Source organism: Candidatus Methylacidiphilales bacterium (genome assembly GCA_028713655.1).
In the GTDB taxonomy this organism is placed as follows: Bacteria; Verrucomicrobiota; Verrucomicrobiia; order Methylacidiphilales; family JAAUTS01; genus JAQTNW01.
Map to the genome: position 1 here is coordinate 1 of JAQTNW010000008.1, position 16,176 is coordinate 16,176.

Annotated in this window: 10 protein-coding genes; 8 read left to right on the top strand and 2 right to left on the bottom strand. The window is 54.8% G+C overall.

The window, feature by feature from the left end; translation table 11 throughout:
- From PHD76_03980 to PHD76_04005, 6 genes are all read left to right on the top strand, one after another.
- Window positions 1-1,950 (top strand): autotransporter-associated beta strand repeat-containing protein (locus tag PHD76_03980; protein MDD5260987.1); only part of this gene is annotated, 1,950 nt, incomplete at its 5' end.
- A gap of 247 nt (window positions 1,951-2,197) precedes the next feature.
- The gene (locus PHD76_03985; GenBank protein ID MDD5260988.1) at window positions 2,198-3,220 is read left to right on the top strand and encodes an aldo/keto reductase; all 1,023 of its coding nucleotides are present in this window, start codon (window positions 2,198-2,200) and stop codon (window positions 3,218-3,220) included.
- Between the two features lie 14 nt (window positions 3,221-3,234).
- A complete protein-coding gene (locus PHD76_03990) occupies window positions 3,235-4,320 on the top strand; it encodes a zinc-binding dehydrogenase (protein ID MDD5260989.1) in 1,086 nt (361 codons plus the stop codon).
- 189 nt (window positions 4,321-4,509) lie between these two features.
- Window positions 4,510-5,658 (top strand): glycoside hydrolase family protein, encoded by a 1,149-nt coding sequence (locus PHD76_03995; protein ID MDD5260990.1) that lies wholly within the window; start codon window positions 4,510-4,512, stop codon window positions 5,656-5,658.
- A gap of 41 nt (window positions 5,659-5,699) precedes the next feature.
- On the top strand, window positions 5,700-8,003 hold the full coding sequence (locus tag PHD76_04000) for a glycoside hydrolase family 95 protein (GenBank protein MDD5260991.1): 2,304 nt from the start codon (window positions 5,700-5,702) through the stop codon (window positions 8,001-8,003).
- 37 nt (window positions 8,004-8,040) lie between these two features.
- A complete protein-coding gene (locus PHD76_04005) occupies window positions 8,041-9,399 on the top strand; it encodes an MFS transporter (protein MDD5260992.1) in 1,359 nt (452 codons plus the stop codon).
- Window positions 9,400-9,748: 349 nt separating this feature from the next.
- Here the strand turns inward: PHD76_04005 and PHD76_04010 are convergent, their stop codons facing one another.
- A complete protein-coding gene (locus PHD76_04010; GenBank protein MDD5260993.1) occupies window positions 9,749-11,401 on the bottom strand; it encodes a fumarate hydratase in 1,653 nt (550 codons plus the stop codon).
- 229 nt (window positions 11,402-11,630) lie between these two features.
- On the opposite strand from PHD76_04010, the gene PHD76_04015 reads away from it, so the two are divergent.
- Entirely contained in the window at window positions 11,631-11,969 is a 339-nt protein-coding gene (locus PHD76_04015) for an aspartate 1-decarboxylase (protein ID MDD5260994.1), read from the top strand.
- A 71-nt stretch (window positions 11,970-12,040) separates the two neighbouring features.
- Entirely contained in the window at window positions 12,041-12,982 is a 942-nt protein-coding gene (locus tag PHD76_04020) for a GDP-L-fucose synthase (GenBank protein MDD5260995.1), read from the top strand.
- An 89-nt stretch (window positions 12,983-13,071) separates the two neighbouring features.
- Here PHD76_04020 and PHD76_04025 read toward each other — a convergent pair whose 3' ends face one another.
- On the bottom strand, window positions 13,072-16,167 hold the full coding sequence (locus PHD76_04025) for a thioredoxin family protein (GenBank protein ID MDD5260996.1): 3,096 nt from the start codon (window positions 16,165-16,167) through the stop codon (window positions 13,072-13,074).
- Window positions 16,168-16,176 lie beyond the last annotated feature (9 nt).

The window sequence follows — 16,176 nt, forward strand, 5'->3', positions numbered from 1 at the left end:
AGCGCCGGGCTTCTGAATCTCTCGAATGCGCTCGCCCTCCAAAACAGCACATTGGCGGCCAACAGCGCCTTTACAAACAGCGGCATCATCTTTTCCTCCACTGTGTCCGGCAACGCCTTCACTCTCGGCGGGCTGACTGGCAGCGGCAACCTCGCCCTTCAAAACAATGCCTCCACTCCCGCAGCCATCACCCTGTCGGTCGGGAATAACGGCAGCAGCACGACCTATTCCGGCGTGTTGAGCGGGCCCGGATCCCTGGTCAAAGTCGGTGCTGGAACGCTCATACTTACCGGTTTCAACACCTATGCCGGCTCCACCACGATCAGCGGCGGTACGCTGCGCTTGAAAGCACCGCCGATTTTGCCCACAGGCCTGAAGATCATGCCCGTCGGGGACTCAATCACATTCGGCTACAACGGCACCAATGCCGGTTATCGCGGACCGCTTTACAACCTGCTCAAGAATATTGCGCCGGGCCTTCTCTATGTTGGAAGTTCCGTCCAGGGGAATGTCACGGTGACCGGTCCGCAAATGTTGCCTCTGGACCAGCGCCATAACGAGGGGCACAGCTCCTATACCATTTCAGACATCAATAACAACCTGGACGGATTGGATCTCACCGAGTTTAACATATATGGCGGCGCGGAACGTGACCCCAATGGCGGGCACTGGCTCGACGGGGTCGCAGATACCAACAGCCCGAACTATCGTCTTCCTCTCTATCCCGACATCATCACCCTGATGATCGGCACCAACAACACCAATGATACAGATCGGGCCGCGGTCCAAACCCAGTTGCACGCCCTCATCACGAAAATCACCACGATGCGCCCAAATACCAAACTCATCGTCGCTCAGATCACCCCGTCCACCCGGCCCAACGTCGTCAGCTACAACGCCGCCGTGGCAAGCGAGGTCGCGAGCTTTCAGGCTGCCGGCAAACAAGTCAGCATGGTCGATCTGTACACCAATTTCCCGACGGGAGGGCTTACCGGCGACGGAATACACCCTAACGATACGGGCTTCAATTTTATGGCGAACCAATGGTATAACGGCATTCTCGCCGTCGTCACCCCCGTCGGCAAAGGTGTTTCCTCTTCCCTTCCCACGACTTCGCCCGTGGCCATCGCAGGTGGAGCCACCTTGGATCTGGATGGCGCTCAAGCCGCTGTCTGCCAGATTTCCGGAAGCGGCACCCTCATGCTCGGAAGCGGTGGGATTCTCACCGCCGTCAATACGGCCGGAAATGACACGACCTTTTCCGGTCCAATCTCAGGTTCCGGAAATCTGATCAAAACGGGCACCGGGACCTGGACCCTCACCGGATCCTGCAATTATACCGGCACAACACAGATCTCAGGAGGCGTGCTCAATCTCAGTGGCACACTTGCAAACAACAGCACTTTCGATGTCTTCAGCGGTGCGACACTAAACCTGGCCGGCGGCACGATCACAACCAACTCGATTCACATCCACAGCGGCGGCGCCTTAAGCGGTACCGGCACCATCAATGCCACCATCATCAATGATAACAGCCCTTACAACGCCTGGAAGAATCTGAAGTTCTCATCGTCAGATCTTGCCGACCCGGCAATCAGCGGGGACACCGCAGATCCGAACCGCGACGGCATTCCAAACCTGCTGGCATACGCGCTCCATCTCGAGCCCAAGAACCCAAACACGGGCGGTTTCCCCGTCGCAGGGGAAACCAATGCAGGCGGGAACAATTACCTCACGCTCAATTACACCCAGCTCAACTGGGTGACCGAAATCAACTATCTCGTGGAAGTATCCAGTGACTTGGCCACATGGAATTCCGGCCCCCCTTACACGGCTCTTGTCAGCTCATTAGACAACGGCGATGGCACCAGTACCGTCGTGGCACAAGACCTGACGCCGATGAACGCCGCAACCAAACGGTTCATCCGCCTGAGAATAACAAAGCTTTAGCAACCAAATTCGCAAAACACAACACATCCGGATTCAATATAAGCCTTCTTGCTCCTTGAGCTGCCGAACCCGGCAAATTTTGCAAACAAAGTTCAGGACTTTCTTGATTTGGAAAAGACAGAACATGGAAACAACCGCCGAAAAGTCAAAGATATCCATTGAGGAGTCACGAGAGGCCATTGTTTTTGAATAGGGCACCATTCATTCTTATGAGCTTGTTGAAAACCATGCCACTGAACGTATTTTTATGATCCGAGATCCTATCGCTATTGATCCTGCACGGCTTCCCTCGCGCCTTCTGGCCTCCGGTGCGCGGATGCCCGCCATCGGGTTGGGCACCTTCGGCTCCGACTCGGTCAGCGGCGAGGTTATTGCCGAAGCGGTATTAGATGCCGGACACCTCGGTTACCGGCACTTCGATTGTGCCGCCGTTTACTCCAACGAGCATCTGATCGGCCCTGCTCTTAAAAAACTTATCGCCGACGGAGTGAAACGGGAGGAACTTTGGATCACCTCGAAATTGTGGAATGACAAACACGGCGAGAAGGATGTCATTCCGGCATTCCACCAATCGCTGAAAGACCTTCAACTCGACTATCTGGATCTCTATCTGGTACATTGGCCCTTTCCGAATTTTCATCCGCCCGGCTGTGATGTGAATTTCCACGACCCCAACGCCAAACCTTACATTCATGAGAAATTCATGAGCACATGGCGACAGCTCGAAAAATTGGTGGATCGAGGCCTCGTCCGCCATATCGGCACTTCGAACATGACAATTCCCAAACTCAAACTCGTTTTGCGCGACGCCCGGATTCGTCCCGCATGCAACGAAATGGAACTTCATCCTCATTTTCAACAGCCCAGGCTTTTTGCCTATGTCAGGGAGCAGGGCGTCGAGCCCATCGGTTACTGTCCGCTCGGTTCACCGGGCCGACCTGAACGTGATCGCACGCCGGAAGACACTTCGCCCACGGAAGATCCTGTCATTCTAGATATTGCGAAGGCGCATGGCGTTCATCCTGCCGAGATTTGTTTGAAGTGGGCCGTGCAACGCGGCCAGACGCCCATTCCGTTCTCTGCCAAACGGCGCAACTACCTTGCCAACTTGCGTGCGGTGACGCAGGATCCGCTCACGGACATCGAAATGAAAGCAATTGCCAGGCTCGACCGCAACTGCCGCCTGATCAAAGGCCAGGTCTTCTGCTGGAAGGAAAACCAATCCTGGGAAGATCTCTGGGACGTCAACGATGTCATTACTCCTGCTTAACCCTAACCAAATTTATGCCCACTCCAACCCTCCCCGATCAAATGCAAGGTGCCATTCTCCCCGGCAACAGCACCACCAAACTTGAATGTTTTGCCGTCCCCACTCCCGGACATGGCGAAGTTCTGATCCGCATGAAAGCCTCCACGATATGCGGCTCCGACATCCGCTGCATTTACCATGAACACCTGGGCAAGGGGCCCGAAGGATATCAGGGAGTGATTGCAGGCCATGAACCCTGCGGCCAAATCGTCAAGGTCGGCCCCGGTTGCCGGGAATTCAGGGAAAAGGATCGCGTGATCGTTTATCACATTTCCGGCTGCGGTGTCTGCAATGATTGCCGCCGCGGCTACATGATCTCATGCACCAGCGAAAAGTATAGGCGCGCGTACGGCTGGCAGCGCGACGGCGGCATGGCACAATACCTTCTGGCCGAGGAAAAGGATCTGGTACATCTTCCTGACGAACTTTCCTATGCGGATGGCGCGCAGGTGGCCTGCGGCTTTGGCACCGTTTATGAAGGGTTGGAAAAAATCGGCATCAGCGGCAATGACGCGGTGCTTATCACCGGCCTTGGCCCGGTCGGCCTGGCCACGGCCGCACTCTGCCGCAAGCTGGGCGCATCGAAGATCATCGGCATCGATGTCGTTGAGGATCGGATGAAGCTCGCCCGCGATCTGAACCTTTGCGATGAAACTTTGAAATCAGGCCCGGACAATGTTGAGGAAGTGCGAAAGCTGACCGGCGGCCACGGCGTCGAGCGGGCGGTTGATTGCTCCGCCCATCCGGCGGCGCGGGCCACGGCCATTCGCGCCACGCGCAAGTGGGGCCGCATCGTTCTTCTTGGCGAAGGCGGCAAACTTGAGATCAATCCGTCCCCCGACATGATTCACGACCAGAAAACGCTTTACGGCTCGTGGGTCACCTCCATCTGGCGGATGGAGGAACTCGTCGAGCGGCTCGTGCGCTGGAAGTTGTATCCCAGCGAACTCATCACGCACCGTTTTGCCATCGATCAGGTTTCCGAAGCCTATGCGCTCATGGCCTCGGGCAAATGCGGCAAGGTGGCGGTTTGTTTTGACGAGGAACTCTCGAAAGCCTGAACCAAGCCACCAGCAACGAGAGGCAGCCATTAACAGCGCGATGGCCATGCGCCCCTGCAAATTCGCCTACGGTTTAAAAATCCAACCTGAAGCAGAAAAATTCAGTCCGACTCCCAGACTATAAAATACATGAGACATGATCCCCAAAGTCATTCTCGATGCCACAGAGCAATCCCGATTCATCGAAGGATGTTTTTTCCAGCGCTGGCTTTGCCCGGGTTGGCCTGTGCCGCCTTGGTTTCGACAGGTTTCGCGCAGGGGACAAATTCCGGCACCGGCAAGACCCTTATCGATTATTTTCTTCCGATGCCCATCGAGGGCTCCCTGGTGTCTGATGTCTGGGGTGCTCCCGGTGTTTTCCCGCGCGATCCAAAGAACGGCCTTGAAGATGTAACCATGAAAAAGTGGTGCTATTGGGACGGGCAGATTATCAAGGGAACGGATGGCAAATATCACATGTTCGCCAGCCGCTGGAACCAGGCCCGGGGCCATTTCGGTTGGACCGGTTCCGTGGCTGTACACGCGGTCAGCGACAACGTCATTGGGCCTTATGTGGACAAAGGGCTTTGCTGGCCGGATAATCTGAGTGGGAAAGGCCACAATGTGACGGCACTTGTCCTAACAGATGGCAGTTATGCCATTCTTGTCAGCGATACAAGGCCTGGTGATGTTTTTGTTTCCAAATCGCTGGATGGCCCCTGGAAGATGCTGGGCTCGATTCGGGTGGATGCAAACGGGTTCCGCAGGCCGTCCATGCAAAACCTGAGCATTATGGTTCGTCCGGATGGCGACTACATGATCGTACCCCGCTCAGGCGCCATTCTGATCAGCAAGGACGGCATCCTGGGACCCTACAAGGTCCAGGGACCCTCCATCTATCCACAAATTCCCGGTTTGCCGGGGAGCAACCTGGAGGACCCTGTTGTTTGGTACAGCGGCGGTTTGTATCATATTATTGTCAATTGCTGGAACCAGCGAAAGGCATTTCATCTGACGTCATCCGACGGCATTAACAACTGGACCAACAGGGGATCGGCTTACGATCCACTCAAGGATTTTCTCCGTTATACGGATGGCACGCTCAACCATTGGGATAAGATGGAACGTCCTGGGGTGCTCATTGAAGACGGACATGTGACTCATTTTACATTTGCCGTAGTGGATGTTCCAAAAAAGGAGGAATTGGGAAACGATATGCACGGCAGCAAGGTTATCGTTGTTCCATTCGACGGCGCAGCCCTCGATCGCGATCTGCAATCCGCCGCCGATCGTGCATTAAAAGCGCCGCAACCGGCTGTTTCCCTGGGCGTTGACTCCCAATGCCGCACAGGACTTTGACTTTTAACCCTGCTTCAACCTATAAAATTACAGCAATAATAATGAAAAAGAACCCAAGTGTCGCCCCGGAAGAATTCAAGCTCATCGGCGAAGCTCCACCTCCGCCTTCAGCATTGACGTTGTGGTATCGCCAACCCGCCGCTCGCTGGCTGGAGGCCTTGCCGGTCGGCAATGGGCGCCTGGGCCTGATGGTGTTTGGCGGCGTCGTGGAAGAACGGCTCGAACTCAACGAAGCCACATTCTGGTCCGGCGCACCCAGCGATAAGAACGACAATCCGCTGTCGTGCGACGCTTTCACCCGGATTCGCGAATTATTCAAGGCTGGGAAGTATGATGAGGCGGAACCCCTGATCCATAATATGTTGGGCCGCAAGCTCAACTTCGGCACAAACCTGCCGGCTGGACACCTCTTGCTGAGACAGTGCGGAACGAGCGGCGAAGTCCGCGATTACCGGCGGGAGCTTGACCTTGAGCAGGCCCTCGCACGAGTGTCCTTTACAGCCAACGGCGTACGGTTCCATCGTGAAGTTCTGGCGAGCCATCCGGATGGCGTGGTGGTGCTGCGGTTGAGCGCAGATCGTCCGGGTGCCATCGGTTTCACACTGCACTACGGCAGCGAGCGGCTCCCTTGGACTGCAAGGGTTCAGGGCAACGATACACTGACGGTCACGGGTCATGCCTTTGAGGCGAAACACAGTGACGGCAAGAGTGGTGTGTCATTTCACGCGATGGTCCGGGTATTGACGGAAGGCGGAACCGTGACGTCCGGAGAGGACACTCTGTGTGTCGCCGGCGCCAATACGGCAACGGTGTTCATCGACTTGAACACAGATTTCCAAGGGCGCAATCCGGCGGAATCATGCGCCGGAAATATTGCTTCCGCAGTGCGCAAAAGCTGGACCAGTTTACATTACGCTCATGTGGCCGATCATCAGCGGTTGTTTCGCCGCGCTACGATGGATCTTGGAGGCGCGAATGCAACCAATCTTCCGACAGATGTGCGTTTGAAAGCCCTGCGCAATGGCAAAGCCGATCCGCAACTCGCCGTCCTTTTCTTTCAATACGGCCGTTATCTGACCATTGCGGGCTCGCGGGAGGATTCACCGTTGCCGATGCACCTGCAGGGAATCTGGAACGACGGTCTGGCAGCAGACATGGGTTGGACATGCGACTATCATCTGAATATCAATGAACAGCAGAATTACTGGGCAACCGAAATCTGCAACCTGAGCGAATGCGGCCAGCCACTGTTTCGTTTCATCGAGTCATTGCAGGCATCCGGGCACCTAACCGCGCAAAATACCTATGGCATCAAGCACGGATGGGTTTGCCATCACGTGACCAATCCATGGGGTTTTACCGCTCCTGCCTGGGGATTGTGGTGGGGACTCCATGTAACCGGCGGAGTCTGGATTGCCACCCACCTCTGGGAACATTGGCTGTTCTCGCGCGACCGCGGATTTCTTGCCGGGTGTGCCTATCCAGTCCTCAAGGGCGCCGCCGAGTTCTTTCTCGATTATCTCTATACCGATCCTTCCACGGGGTACTTGCTGACCGGCCCATCCGTTTCCCCTGAATGCGGGGGTGAAACGACTCCCGGTGCAACACATGACCGGGCGTTGATCTTCGAACTTTTCAGCCAGTGTATCGAAGCCAGCCTGGCACTTGGAACGGATGCCGATTTCCGGGCACGGGTCGAGTCGGCACTGGCAAAACTCCCGCCCTACAAGGTCGGGCGCAACGGCCAGTTGCAGGAATGGCTCACGAAGGATGACGGGGGCGAGACCAATCATCGCCACACCAGCCATCTGGTGGGGCTGTTTCCACTGGCGCAGATTACTCCCATTAACACTCCGGAACTGGCGAGTGCCGCGGAACAATCCCTGCAACTCCGCATGCAGCGGCCGGATTGGGAGGATGTCGAGTGGAGCGCCAGCAACAGCATCTGCTACTACGCCCGTCTCGGCAACGGCGAACTGGCCCATAAGAACCTGCTCCACCTGATGACCGAGGACACGGACATGGATTTGCTCACTTTTTCACGCGCTGGCGTTGGTGGCGCGCAACACAATATCTTCGCCATTGATGGAAATACTTCCGGCACAGCCGGAATTGCCGAGATGTTGCTGCAATCTCATGCCGGTGAAATTAAACTTCTTCCCGCGTTGCCGAAAGCCTGGCCGAACGGTTCCATCAAAGGCCTGCGCGCGCGCGGCGGTTTTACCGTGGACATCGAATGGAAGGATGGCAGGGTCGCGAGCTACCGCATCGCTTCACCCAATCCCACCGAAGTGAAAGTCCGCATGAATGGTGAAACCAAGACCGTCAAAGCCGAAAAGCAATGAGACGGAATGGCCAACATTATGCAATCCATTAAATAAGATGAATTCCTCCCAAAAGGGTATGTTCATCGCGAAGAATGGCCAGAATCTGTTCTTCACCTTCATTCTCGTCAGTTCGCTGTTCCTCCTCTGGGGATTTTGCAACGGAATGATCGACGTGATGGACAAGCATTTCCAGGAGGAACTGCACCTGACCCTGTCGCAATCGGCCTGGGTGCAATTTGCCCATTATCTAGGTTATTTCCTGATGGCATTGCCAGCGGGATGGCTGGCCACCAAGCTGGGTTACAAGGGCGGCATCATCGCGGGCCTGCTGATGGTTGGCATTGGCGGGTTTTGGTTTATTCCGGCAACGTACATCGCGCAATTCTGGGCATTTTTGTTAGGCGTCTGTTTTATTGCGGCGGGCCTCACCTTCCTTGAAACGATCGCCAACCCTTATACCACCGTGCTCGGCCATCCGCACTACGCGGCAACCCGCATCAACCTTGCCCAGTCCTGCAACGGCATCGGCTGGATTTTCGGCCCGATTGCCGGCGGCATGTTTTTCTATTCAACTGACGCCGCAGGAAACAGCACCGGCAGCCAGACACTCTGGATCCCCTATGCAGGCGTTGCGGTCGTGGTGGTGGTCCTCGCAGGCATCTTCTACTTTGCCAACGTTCCCGATATCAAAACAGAGGACGACTACCGTTTGGACGATTCGGGGCCTGGAACCTCGCGCTCCATCTGGTCGCATCCGCACTTCGTACTGGCAGTCGCCGCGCAATTTTTTTATGTGGCCGCACAGGCCGGCATCTTCAGCTTTTTCATCAACTACATGACTTCCCAGGTCCCCGCCATTCCTGCGTCATGGAATACGGGTCTGCTGCGGGGCTGGTTTGAAGCCAATCAAGCCGGAATCTTCCACATCACCAACAAAGGAGCATCGAATCTCGCATCGCTCGGCTTTCTTTTCTTTCTGGCCGGTCGCTTTACCGGCGCCGGCATTCTCAGAAAAATCGAGGCGCACAAGGTGCTGGGCCTTTATGGACTCCTTAATGTCATCGTCACTCTTCTGGTTTTCTGCAAACTCGGATGGCTATCAGTAGCCTGCGTCTTCCTGAGCTACTTTTTCATGTCGATTATGTTCCCCACGATCTTCGCGCTTGGCATTTTCGGCCTCGGTGTGCGGGCGAAACAGGCCTCTGCTTATATCGTTATGGCAATCATGGGCGGCGCCCTGCTTCCCAAGCTGATGGGCCATATCGCGGATGTCTATGACATGTCCCGCGGCTTCATCGTCCCAATGGCTTGCTTCGCATTTGTTGCGTTCTATGGCTTCAACTGGCCCCGCTTCAGCGGATTTAAGGGCATGGTTTCCATAAAACCGCCTTCCTCCGTGCGCTTGCCTCCGTGAGGGAAAAGGCGGAATGGCTGCCCTGTTGCCGCGGCCCAGGACAGCCATCATTCTAATTATAATTGGCATTGCCTTTCCAGCGATAAATCAGGAAATATCCAACAATTCCGTCTATTCCAATTCGATGCGTTAAAATATTTTTAGCGCTTGCTTGCAATACGGTTTCCGTTCGGGAGGATGCCGAACGGTGCGGCCGGGACGGTCGCGCTCCTGTAAGTCAGAAGAGCCACTCCCCGCCGATTCCATTGCGGTCCAAATTTGTTATGTGACGAATACAGGCAACCTGGTTTTTATCTGTGTGAATCCGTGTTTATCCGCGGTTCAACCAAGCCTGCGCCGGTATTTGGCTCTAATGCAAGCCGGTGGCGCAGTCGTTGCAGCCGGAAATCTGCCTGAAAAAGTCGTTGCCTTTGTCATCAACCAAAATAAAGGCGGGAAAATTTTCCACTTCGATTTTCCAGACCGCTTCCATGCCAAGCTCGGGGTACTCGAGCACTTCGACTTTTTTGATGTTCTCCCTGGCCAGGATGGCCGCCGGCCCGCCGATTGAACCCAGATAAAATCCGCCATGCTTCTTGCAGGCTTCTGCGACCTGGGGGCTGCGGTTGCCTTTTGCGATCATCACCATCGACCCCCCCTTGGCCTGGAACAAATCGACGTAGCTGTCCATCCGGCCCGCGGTGGTGGGGCCGAAGGAACCCGAAGGCAGGCCTTTGGGGGTTTTGGCGGGACCCGCGTAATAGACCGGATGATTTTTGAAATAATCCGGCAGCTCGCCGGTGCTGTCGAGGCGCTCCTTGAGTTTGGCGTGCGCGATGTCCCGGGCCACGACGATGGTTCCACTCAAGGACAATGGCGTGGTAACCGGGTGTTTGGACAGTTCGGCCAGTATCTCCTTCATCGGCCTGTTCAGGTCGATCCGTATGGATTTTCCGCTGAGATCGAGCCGGCGGAATTTTTCGGGAATATAGCGGCCGGGATTGGTTTCCAAACGCTCCAGCCAGAGGCCGTCCTTGTTGATTTTGGCTTTGATGTTGCGGTCGGCCGAGCAGGAGACGCCGATGCCGATCGGACAGGATGCGCCGTGGCGCGGGAGCCGGATGACCCTGACGTCCAAAGCAAAATATTTCCCTCCGAACTGGGCCCCGATGCCGCAGGCGCGGGCGGCCTCCAGCATTTTTTCTTCCATCTCCAGATCCCGGAAGGCCTGGCCGTGTTCGTTTCCCCGGGTCGGGAGCGCGTCGAGATATTTCGTGGAGGCGAGTTTGACGGTCTTGAGGCAGGTCTCGGCCGAGGTGCCTCCGATGACGAAAGTGAGGTGGTAGGGAGGGCAGGCCGCGGTGCCGAGGGTCTTCATTTTTTCCGTGAGAAATTTTTCAAGTCCCCCGGGAACGAGGGTCGCGCGGGTTTCCTGGTAGAAATAGGTTTTGTTGGCGGAACCGCCGCCTTTGGAGACAAACAGGAAGCTGTACTCGGAGCCTTCCGTGGCATAGATGTCGATCTGGGCCGGGAGATTGGTTCCGGTATTTTTTTCCTCATACATGGTGAGCGGAGCGTTCTGGGAATAGCGCAGATTTTCCTCGGTGTAGGTTTTGTAAACCCCCTTGGAAAGTTCTTCCTCGTCGTTGCCGCCGGTCCAGACCTGCTGGCCTTTCTTGCCCATGATGATGGCGGTGCCGGTGTCCTGACAGAATGGAAGAATTCCCTGGGCGGAGATTTCAGCGTTGCGAAGCAGCGTAAGCGCAACCGTGCGGTCGTTTTCCGAGGCGGCGGGATCGTCAAGAATCGCGGCCACCTGTTTCAAGTGCGCGGGGCGCAGCATGAACGCAATGTCCTTAAAAGCCTGATTGGCCAGATAGGACAACGCCCCGGGTTCAATTTTGAGGATGGGCTGGCCTTCAAATGACCCGGCTGAAACGAAGTCATTGGTGAGAAGCCGGTATTCAGTTTCGTCTTTGCCGAGTGGGAAGGGTTTTTGATAATGGAAGGGTGGAGTTGGCATGGAGAGGGGTTTCCGTATTAAAAAATTAAAATAAAGTTCGCAGCGATATTAGCCGACCGGATATAAAAAATCCAGCAGCATTAGTTTGGCTATCCGGATTTTTACCTTAAGAAATCATTCTGCGCATTCCTAAGCCTTTAACACTTCCCGGTATAATCCATTTGAATTGGCAAAATCGCTGATTTGAGTATCATCTTGCCTTTCTGCTATATTGATTTGGACTAAAAACATGATCCGCCAAGTGCTCAAATCCAAGATTCACCGCGCCGTGGTGACGGACGCCAACGTCAACTACGAGGGGAGCATCACGATTCCTGAGGATTTGATGCAAGCCGCCGACCTCTGGGAAGGCGAAAAAGTGCTGGTGGCTTCCATTACGGGTGGTTCCCGGCTCGAAACGTACGTGCAAAAAGGCCCCATCGGTTCCGGAGCCATTGTCATCAACGGAGGCGCCGCCCATCTCATCCACAAAGGGGAACTTGTTTCCATCATGGCGTTTGCCCTTTCGGAAAAGCCCCTTTCATCCAAGCGCATCCTGTGCGACAGCCACAATCGAATTGTAAAATAGGAACGAAACAGGCTGCCTCCCGCGGGATTTGTGCGGCAGGAACAGCTTTTGAAAGAGGGAGCTAAGTGGGCATGACAATATCCAAGGACAATTCCAGGATTTTCGTTGCAGGCCACATGGGCATGGTGGGATCTGCCATTGTGAGAGCCCTCAAAAAGAAGGGAAACCGGGACATCCTTACCCGGACACGACAGGAACTGGATCTTGCCGACCCGGCAGCGACCCTGCGTTTCCTGGAAAAAGAAAAACCCGCAGCCGTCATCATTGCCGCCGCGCGCGTGGGCGGCATCAAGGCCAACTCAGACTTCCCGGTGGAATTCCTGCTGGATAACCTGAAGATCCAGAACAGTCTGATCGAAGCCTCCTATAAAACGGGGGTAAAGAAGCTTCTTTTTCTCGGCAGCTCCTGCATTTACCCGAAGCTCGCCCCCCAGCCCATCAAAGAAGAATCGCTTCTCACGTCAGAGTTGGAACCCACGAACGAGGCCTACGCCATCGCAAAAATCACCGGTATCAAGCTTTGCCAGGCCTTTCGCCGGGAATACGGGTGCAATTTCGTATCGGCCATGCCCACCAATCTATACGGAACCGGCGACAATTATGATCCCGAGACCTCACATGTTCTGCCCGCAATGATAGGCAAATTCCACCGGGCCAAACAGGCCGGAGAAAGGGAAGTGGCGCTATGGGGCACGGGCAACCCGAAACGGGAATTTTTGCATTCTGACGACCTGGCGCAAGCCTGTGTGCTTCTGCTTGAAAAATATAACGACGCGGCGCCGATCAATGTCGGCTGCGGCGAGGACGTCAGCATCCGCGAACTGGCGGAGCTGATACGTGAAATCGTGGGCTTCTCAGGCGCAATCCGTTGGGATACAAGCAAGCCGGACGGCACTCCGCGAAAACTCCTGGATATCTCGCGCATCAAAGCATTGGGCTGGTCGCCCCGGATCGGCCTTGCAGACGGGGTACGAAAAACCTACGAGGAATTCAAGGCGTTGCAAAATCGTTAGCCTGTATATTTCTTTTTACTTTGCTTGGCAGATGCCATGAAATAACATGTCACCTTCATAACTGGCGATCGTTGCTGAGGGACGCCTGTTCATTGAAAGAATGGATTGATTATAGATGCCGGGCTTTTTAATTCGGGTTGTCCCAAGGTCTGTCTGGCCAGAAGAGCAATTTTCTCCTTCGACTCTGGGGGCCAGGCTGTGTCGTGGAGGGCGGCGTAAGCCGCCAGTTTATTGAAGACTGTATCACGGTTGTACGGATTGGAGATGGCGAGGGCCACCGTCAAGGCTTCGGCGGGGTGATCCATGCCAAGCAGCGTTTGCATCTGGCAGAGGGACGCCTCCTCTTTTACGTCGAGCGCCGTAGTCATATCAGGAGAGAGCGTCTGTCCCAATTGGTCGAGAAGTTCCTGGGATTCTTTCCAACGGCCAGCTTCGATCAATTTCCGTTCCACCGACAGCAGAAAATAGGCTTTATCGGAAGGCGTTTCCATTTTGGCCGCCAATCGATTGGCCAGATCGATGTGTAAATTTTCACAGATGGCATTTTGGAGATCCTCCAAGCGCGCGTCTCCGATGCCATTTTGCTCGATGACGGACATGGCGGCTTCCGCATAGGTCCTTGACGCAGCTTTGTTCGATTTGGCGTTGTCCTTTGCCACTCCGCCAAGCACCGCAATTTGCTTTGAGGGGGTGTCGCCAGCGCCAGCCAAGGCAGCGGGAAGTCCTTTTGGGGCCAGTTGATCATCGAGATCCATGGCCATATCCCACAAAGTCTGGCTTTGTGTCTGAAAAAAGGATTTTAATTTTTCAGGGGTGGCATCCGGCGGTGGCGTAGCCAGGAGTTTGGAGTAGAGTTTGCGCGCCAGATCGTATTTTTTGTTCCCCCACTTTGCGCTATTCCACGCGGCCAGTATCAATTCCTTTTCCAAAAAGAGGGTAAAGGCCTCCTTTTCAGCGTATTCCTCGGCCTTGCCGGCATGCACAATCGAACTCAGCATGGAACGCTCGGCGTCCTCCAAGCTTTTGGTGTCATCATCTCCCTTGATTTGGGAATAGGCATTTTCAGCGTCCTTGATCCATGTGACGGTCAACGGGTACGCCTCGGGGTCTTTGTTTGTGAGAGCGGCTTCAAGAATTTCACCGCGAATGAGGAGCGTTTTGAGCAGCCCCAAACCCGGCGGGATTTGAGGGAGCGTCTGTGTGATGCCGTTTTTTACTACGGACTGGCCTAATTCCAATTTCAACGCCTCGTTATAGAGGAAGTCAAAAGTATGGGCCGGTATTTGTGCCCGGGAGCGTTCCAATTCCATGCTGGTGTAATGACTTCCCTTGGCTTTGATTTCACTCATAACGTTAAGTGCATCTGGATGCTTCTCCGCATATTTATGCATCAAGGTTTCATAGGTCAGGATGGCTGCATCATAATAGCGGACGGCTTCCTCATTGCTTTGTTGCCGGGCTGTCTTTTGCAACCAATAGATCGCCTCCATTTCCATGCCGATATGGGACTCCGGCTGGTCCGGCTCCGAGCCTTCATCATCCTCGCCGCTTTCGGACTTGAATAAATCGGCGACGGATTCGTTGGCGAGGTTGGAGCGCATAACGGCATCGGCACAGGCATATTGATCCACATTGAGCAAATCTCTCACAATTGAATAGCGGTATTCCGAGCTTGGCCGGAACAGACTTTTCGGGGGATTTGCCTTGATGAACGTTGCGAGCTGTTCCACTGCGGCGGTGTTGCCATCCTTCCGGCATTGCTCAATTGCGCTGGTACAAGCTTGAATGCGGTCAATTCCGTCCCTTTCATATCCGGCAATTTTTAGCGCGGCGGGGAGATCGCCCGTGTCGATCATCGTATGGAAACAGTAGAGATTGTCGTAGAGATAATACAGTGGTTTGGCTGCTTTGGAGACCACGGCGAGCACTTTTTCATATTCGGCGGCGGCCTTGTCGTGTTTTTTTGCCTTGGCGTAAGCCGCACCTAAACGCCAGTGGATGGATATTTCCCCCGTGGGGGAGAGCGGGAGTTTCATGGATTCAAGTGCTGAAGCCGAAACGTCAGGATCGTCTTCCTTGATGAGCGGAAGTGAAACTTGCGTTGCAATGTCCTGAAAGTCATCCTCTGAAATTGGCACAAGGCGGGCCTTGTCCACCAAGCCCCTCTTTAACAGGTCTTCGATCAGGCTCGTTCTCGTCGCCAAGGCGGTTTCGGGTTGATTGGCGAGTGCGATGGCCCAATCGACCGTCGCGGCGGCGCTTTCGGGGATCTTTGAATCGGAGCCTGAAAGTTTGGAAACAATTTTTTCAGCCAGTCCCGCCTGTTGGGAAGGTGGGAGTAATTTGGCCAACGCGAGAGCCTTGTCCCATTTTCCATCCTTGGCCAATAAAAGCGCGGTATTCCCATGTTCCGAAAAGTCGTGCCGCACATCATTGGATTTGAGAGCAAGGAGGTTATTGAGGAGAAAGAGGTTCTCGGTCAGCACCCGCGTTTCCAAAGACAGGAGGGTGTCGCTGAGGAATTTGTCCGGCGGCATGCCTGCCACGGTCGCCCTATTCTGCAGCAAATCCGAGGCCAGTGGAGCCTGCGGGGATTTTTGGGTGATATCGACCAGCGCCTGCGTGGCGCTCAAATAAAGTTTGAGAGCTCCGACTGTGTCACCTGACTTGTCGGCCACGGCGGCATCCGCGCACAATTTTTGGCTGCGCGCGAAGGCTGCGTTTGCCAGTGTAACATGGATTGTGGCCGGATCGGGGAGTTTGGAATTGAGAAAGGCCGTCACCTCTGCGTCGCTTCTAATGGCAATGATGCGTCCGGTTTCCTTGCCTTGCTGGAGAACAAGCAAGGTTGGGATGGTCTCCACATGGAAACGTTCCGAGAGGGGGCCTGTTCCGGAAGCGGAAGCGTCCACCGCCAAAAATTGAAAACAGGGGTCGTAATACTCCCGAATATCTTTAAGAATGGGGCGATATCCTTGGGTAATTCCATCACCGTTGGAACCGGCTTTTGTCCAGCAGAAAAAAATGAGGACGGGCTTTTGTATATTTTGGGCTTTTGCATCAAGCTCGGCAGGCTTGAGAAATTCCCATCCGTCCGACTTGAGCAGATCCGCCGTGTCCGCCCGGAGAGACAGGTGAAGTGAGAGGAAGACAAGCAAAATGCAGGGAATCGATTTTTGCTTCATAAGGTTTAA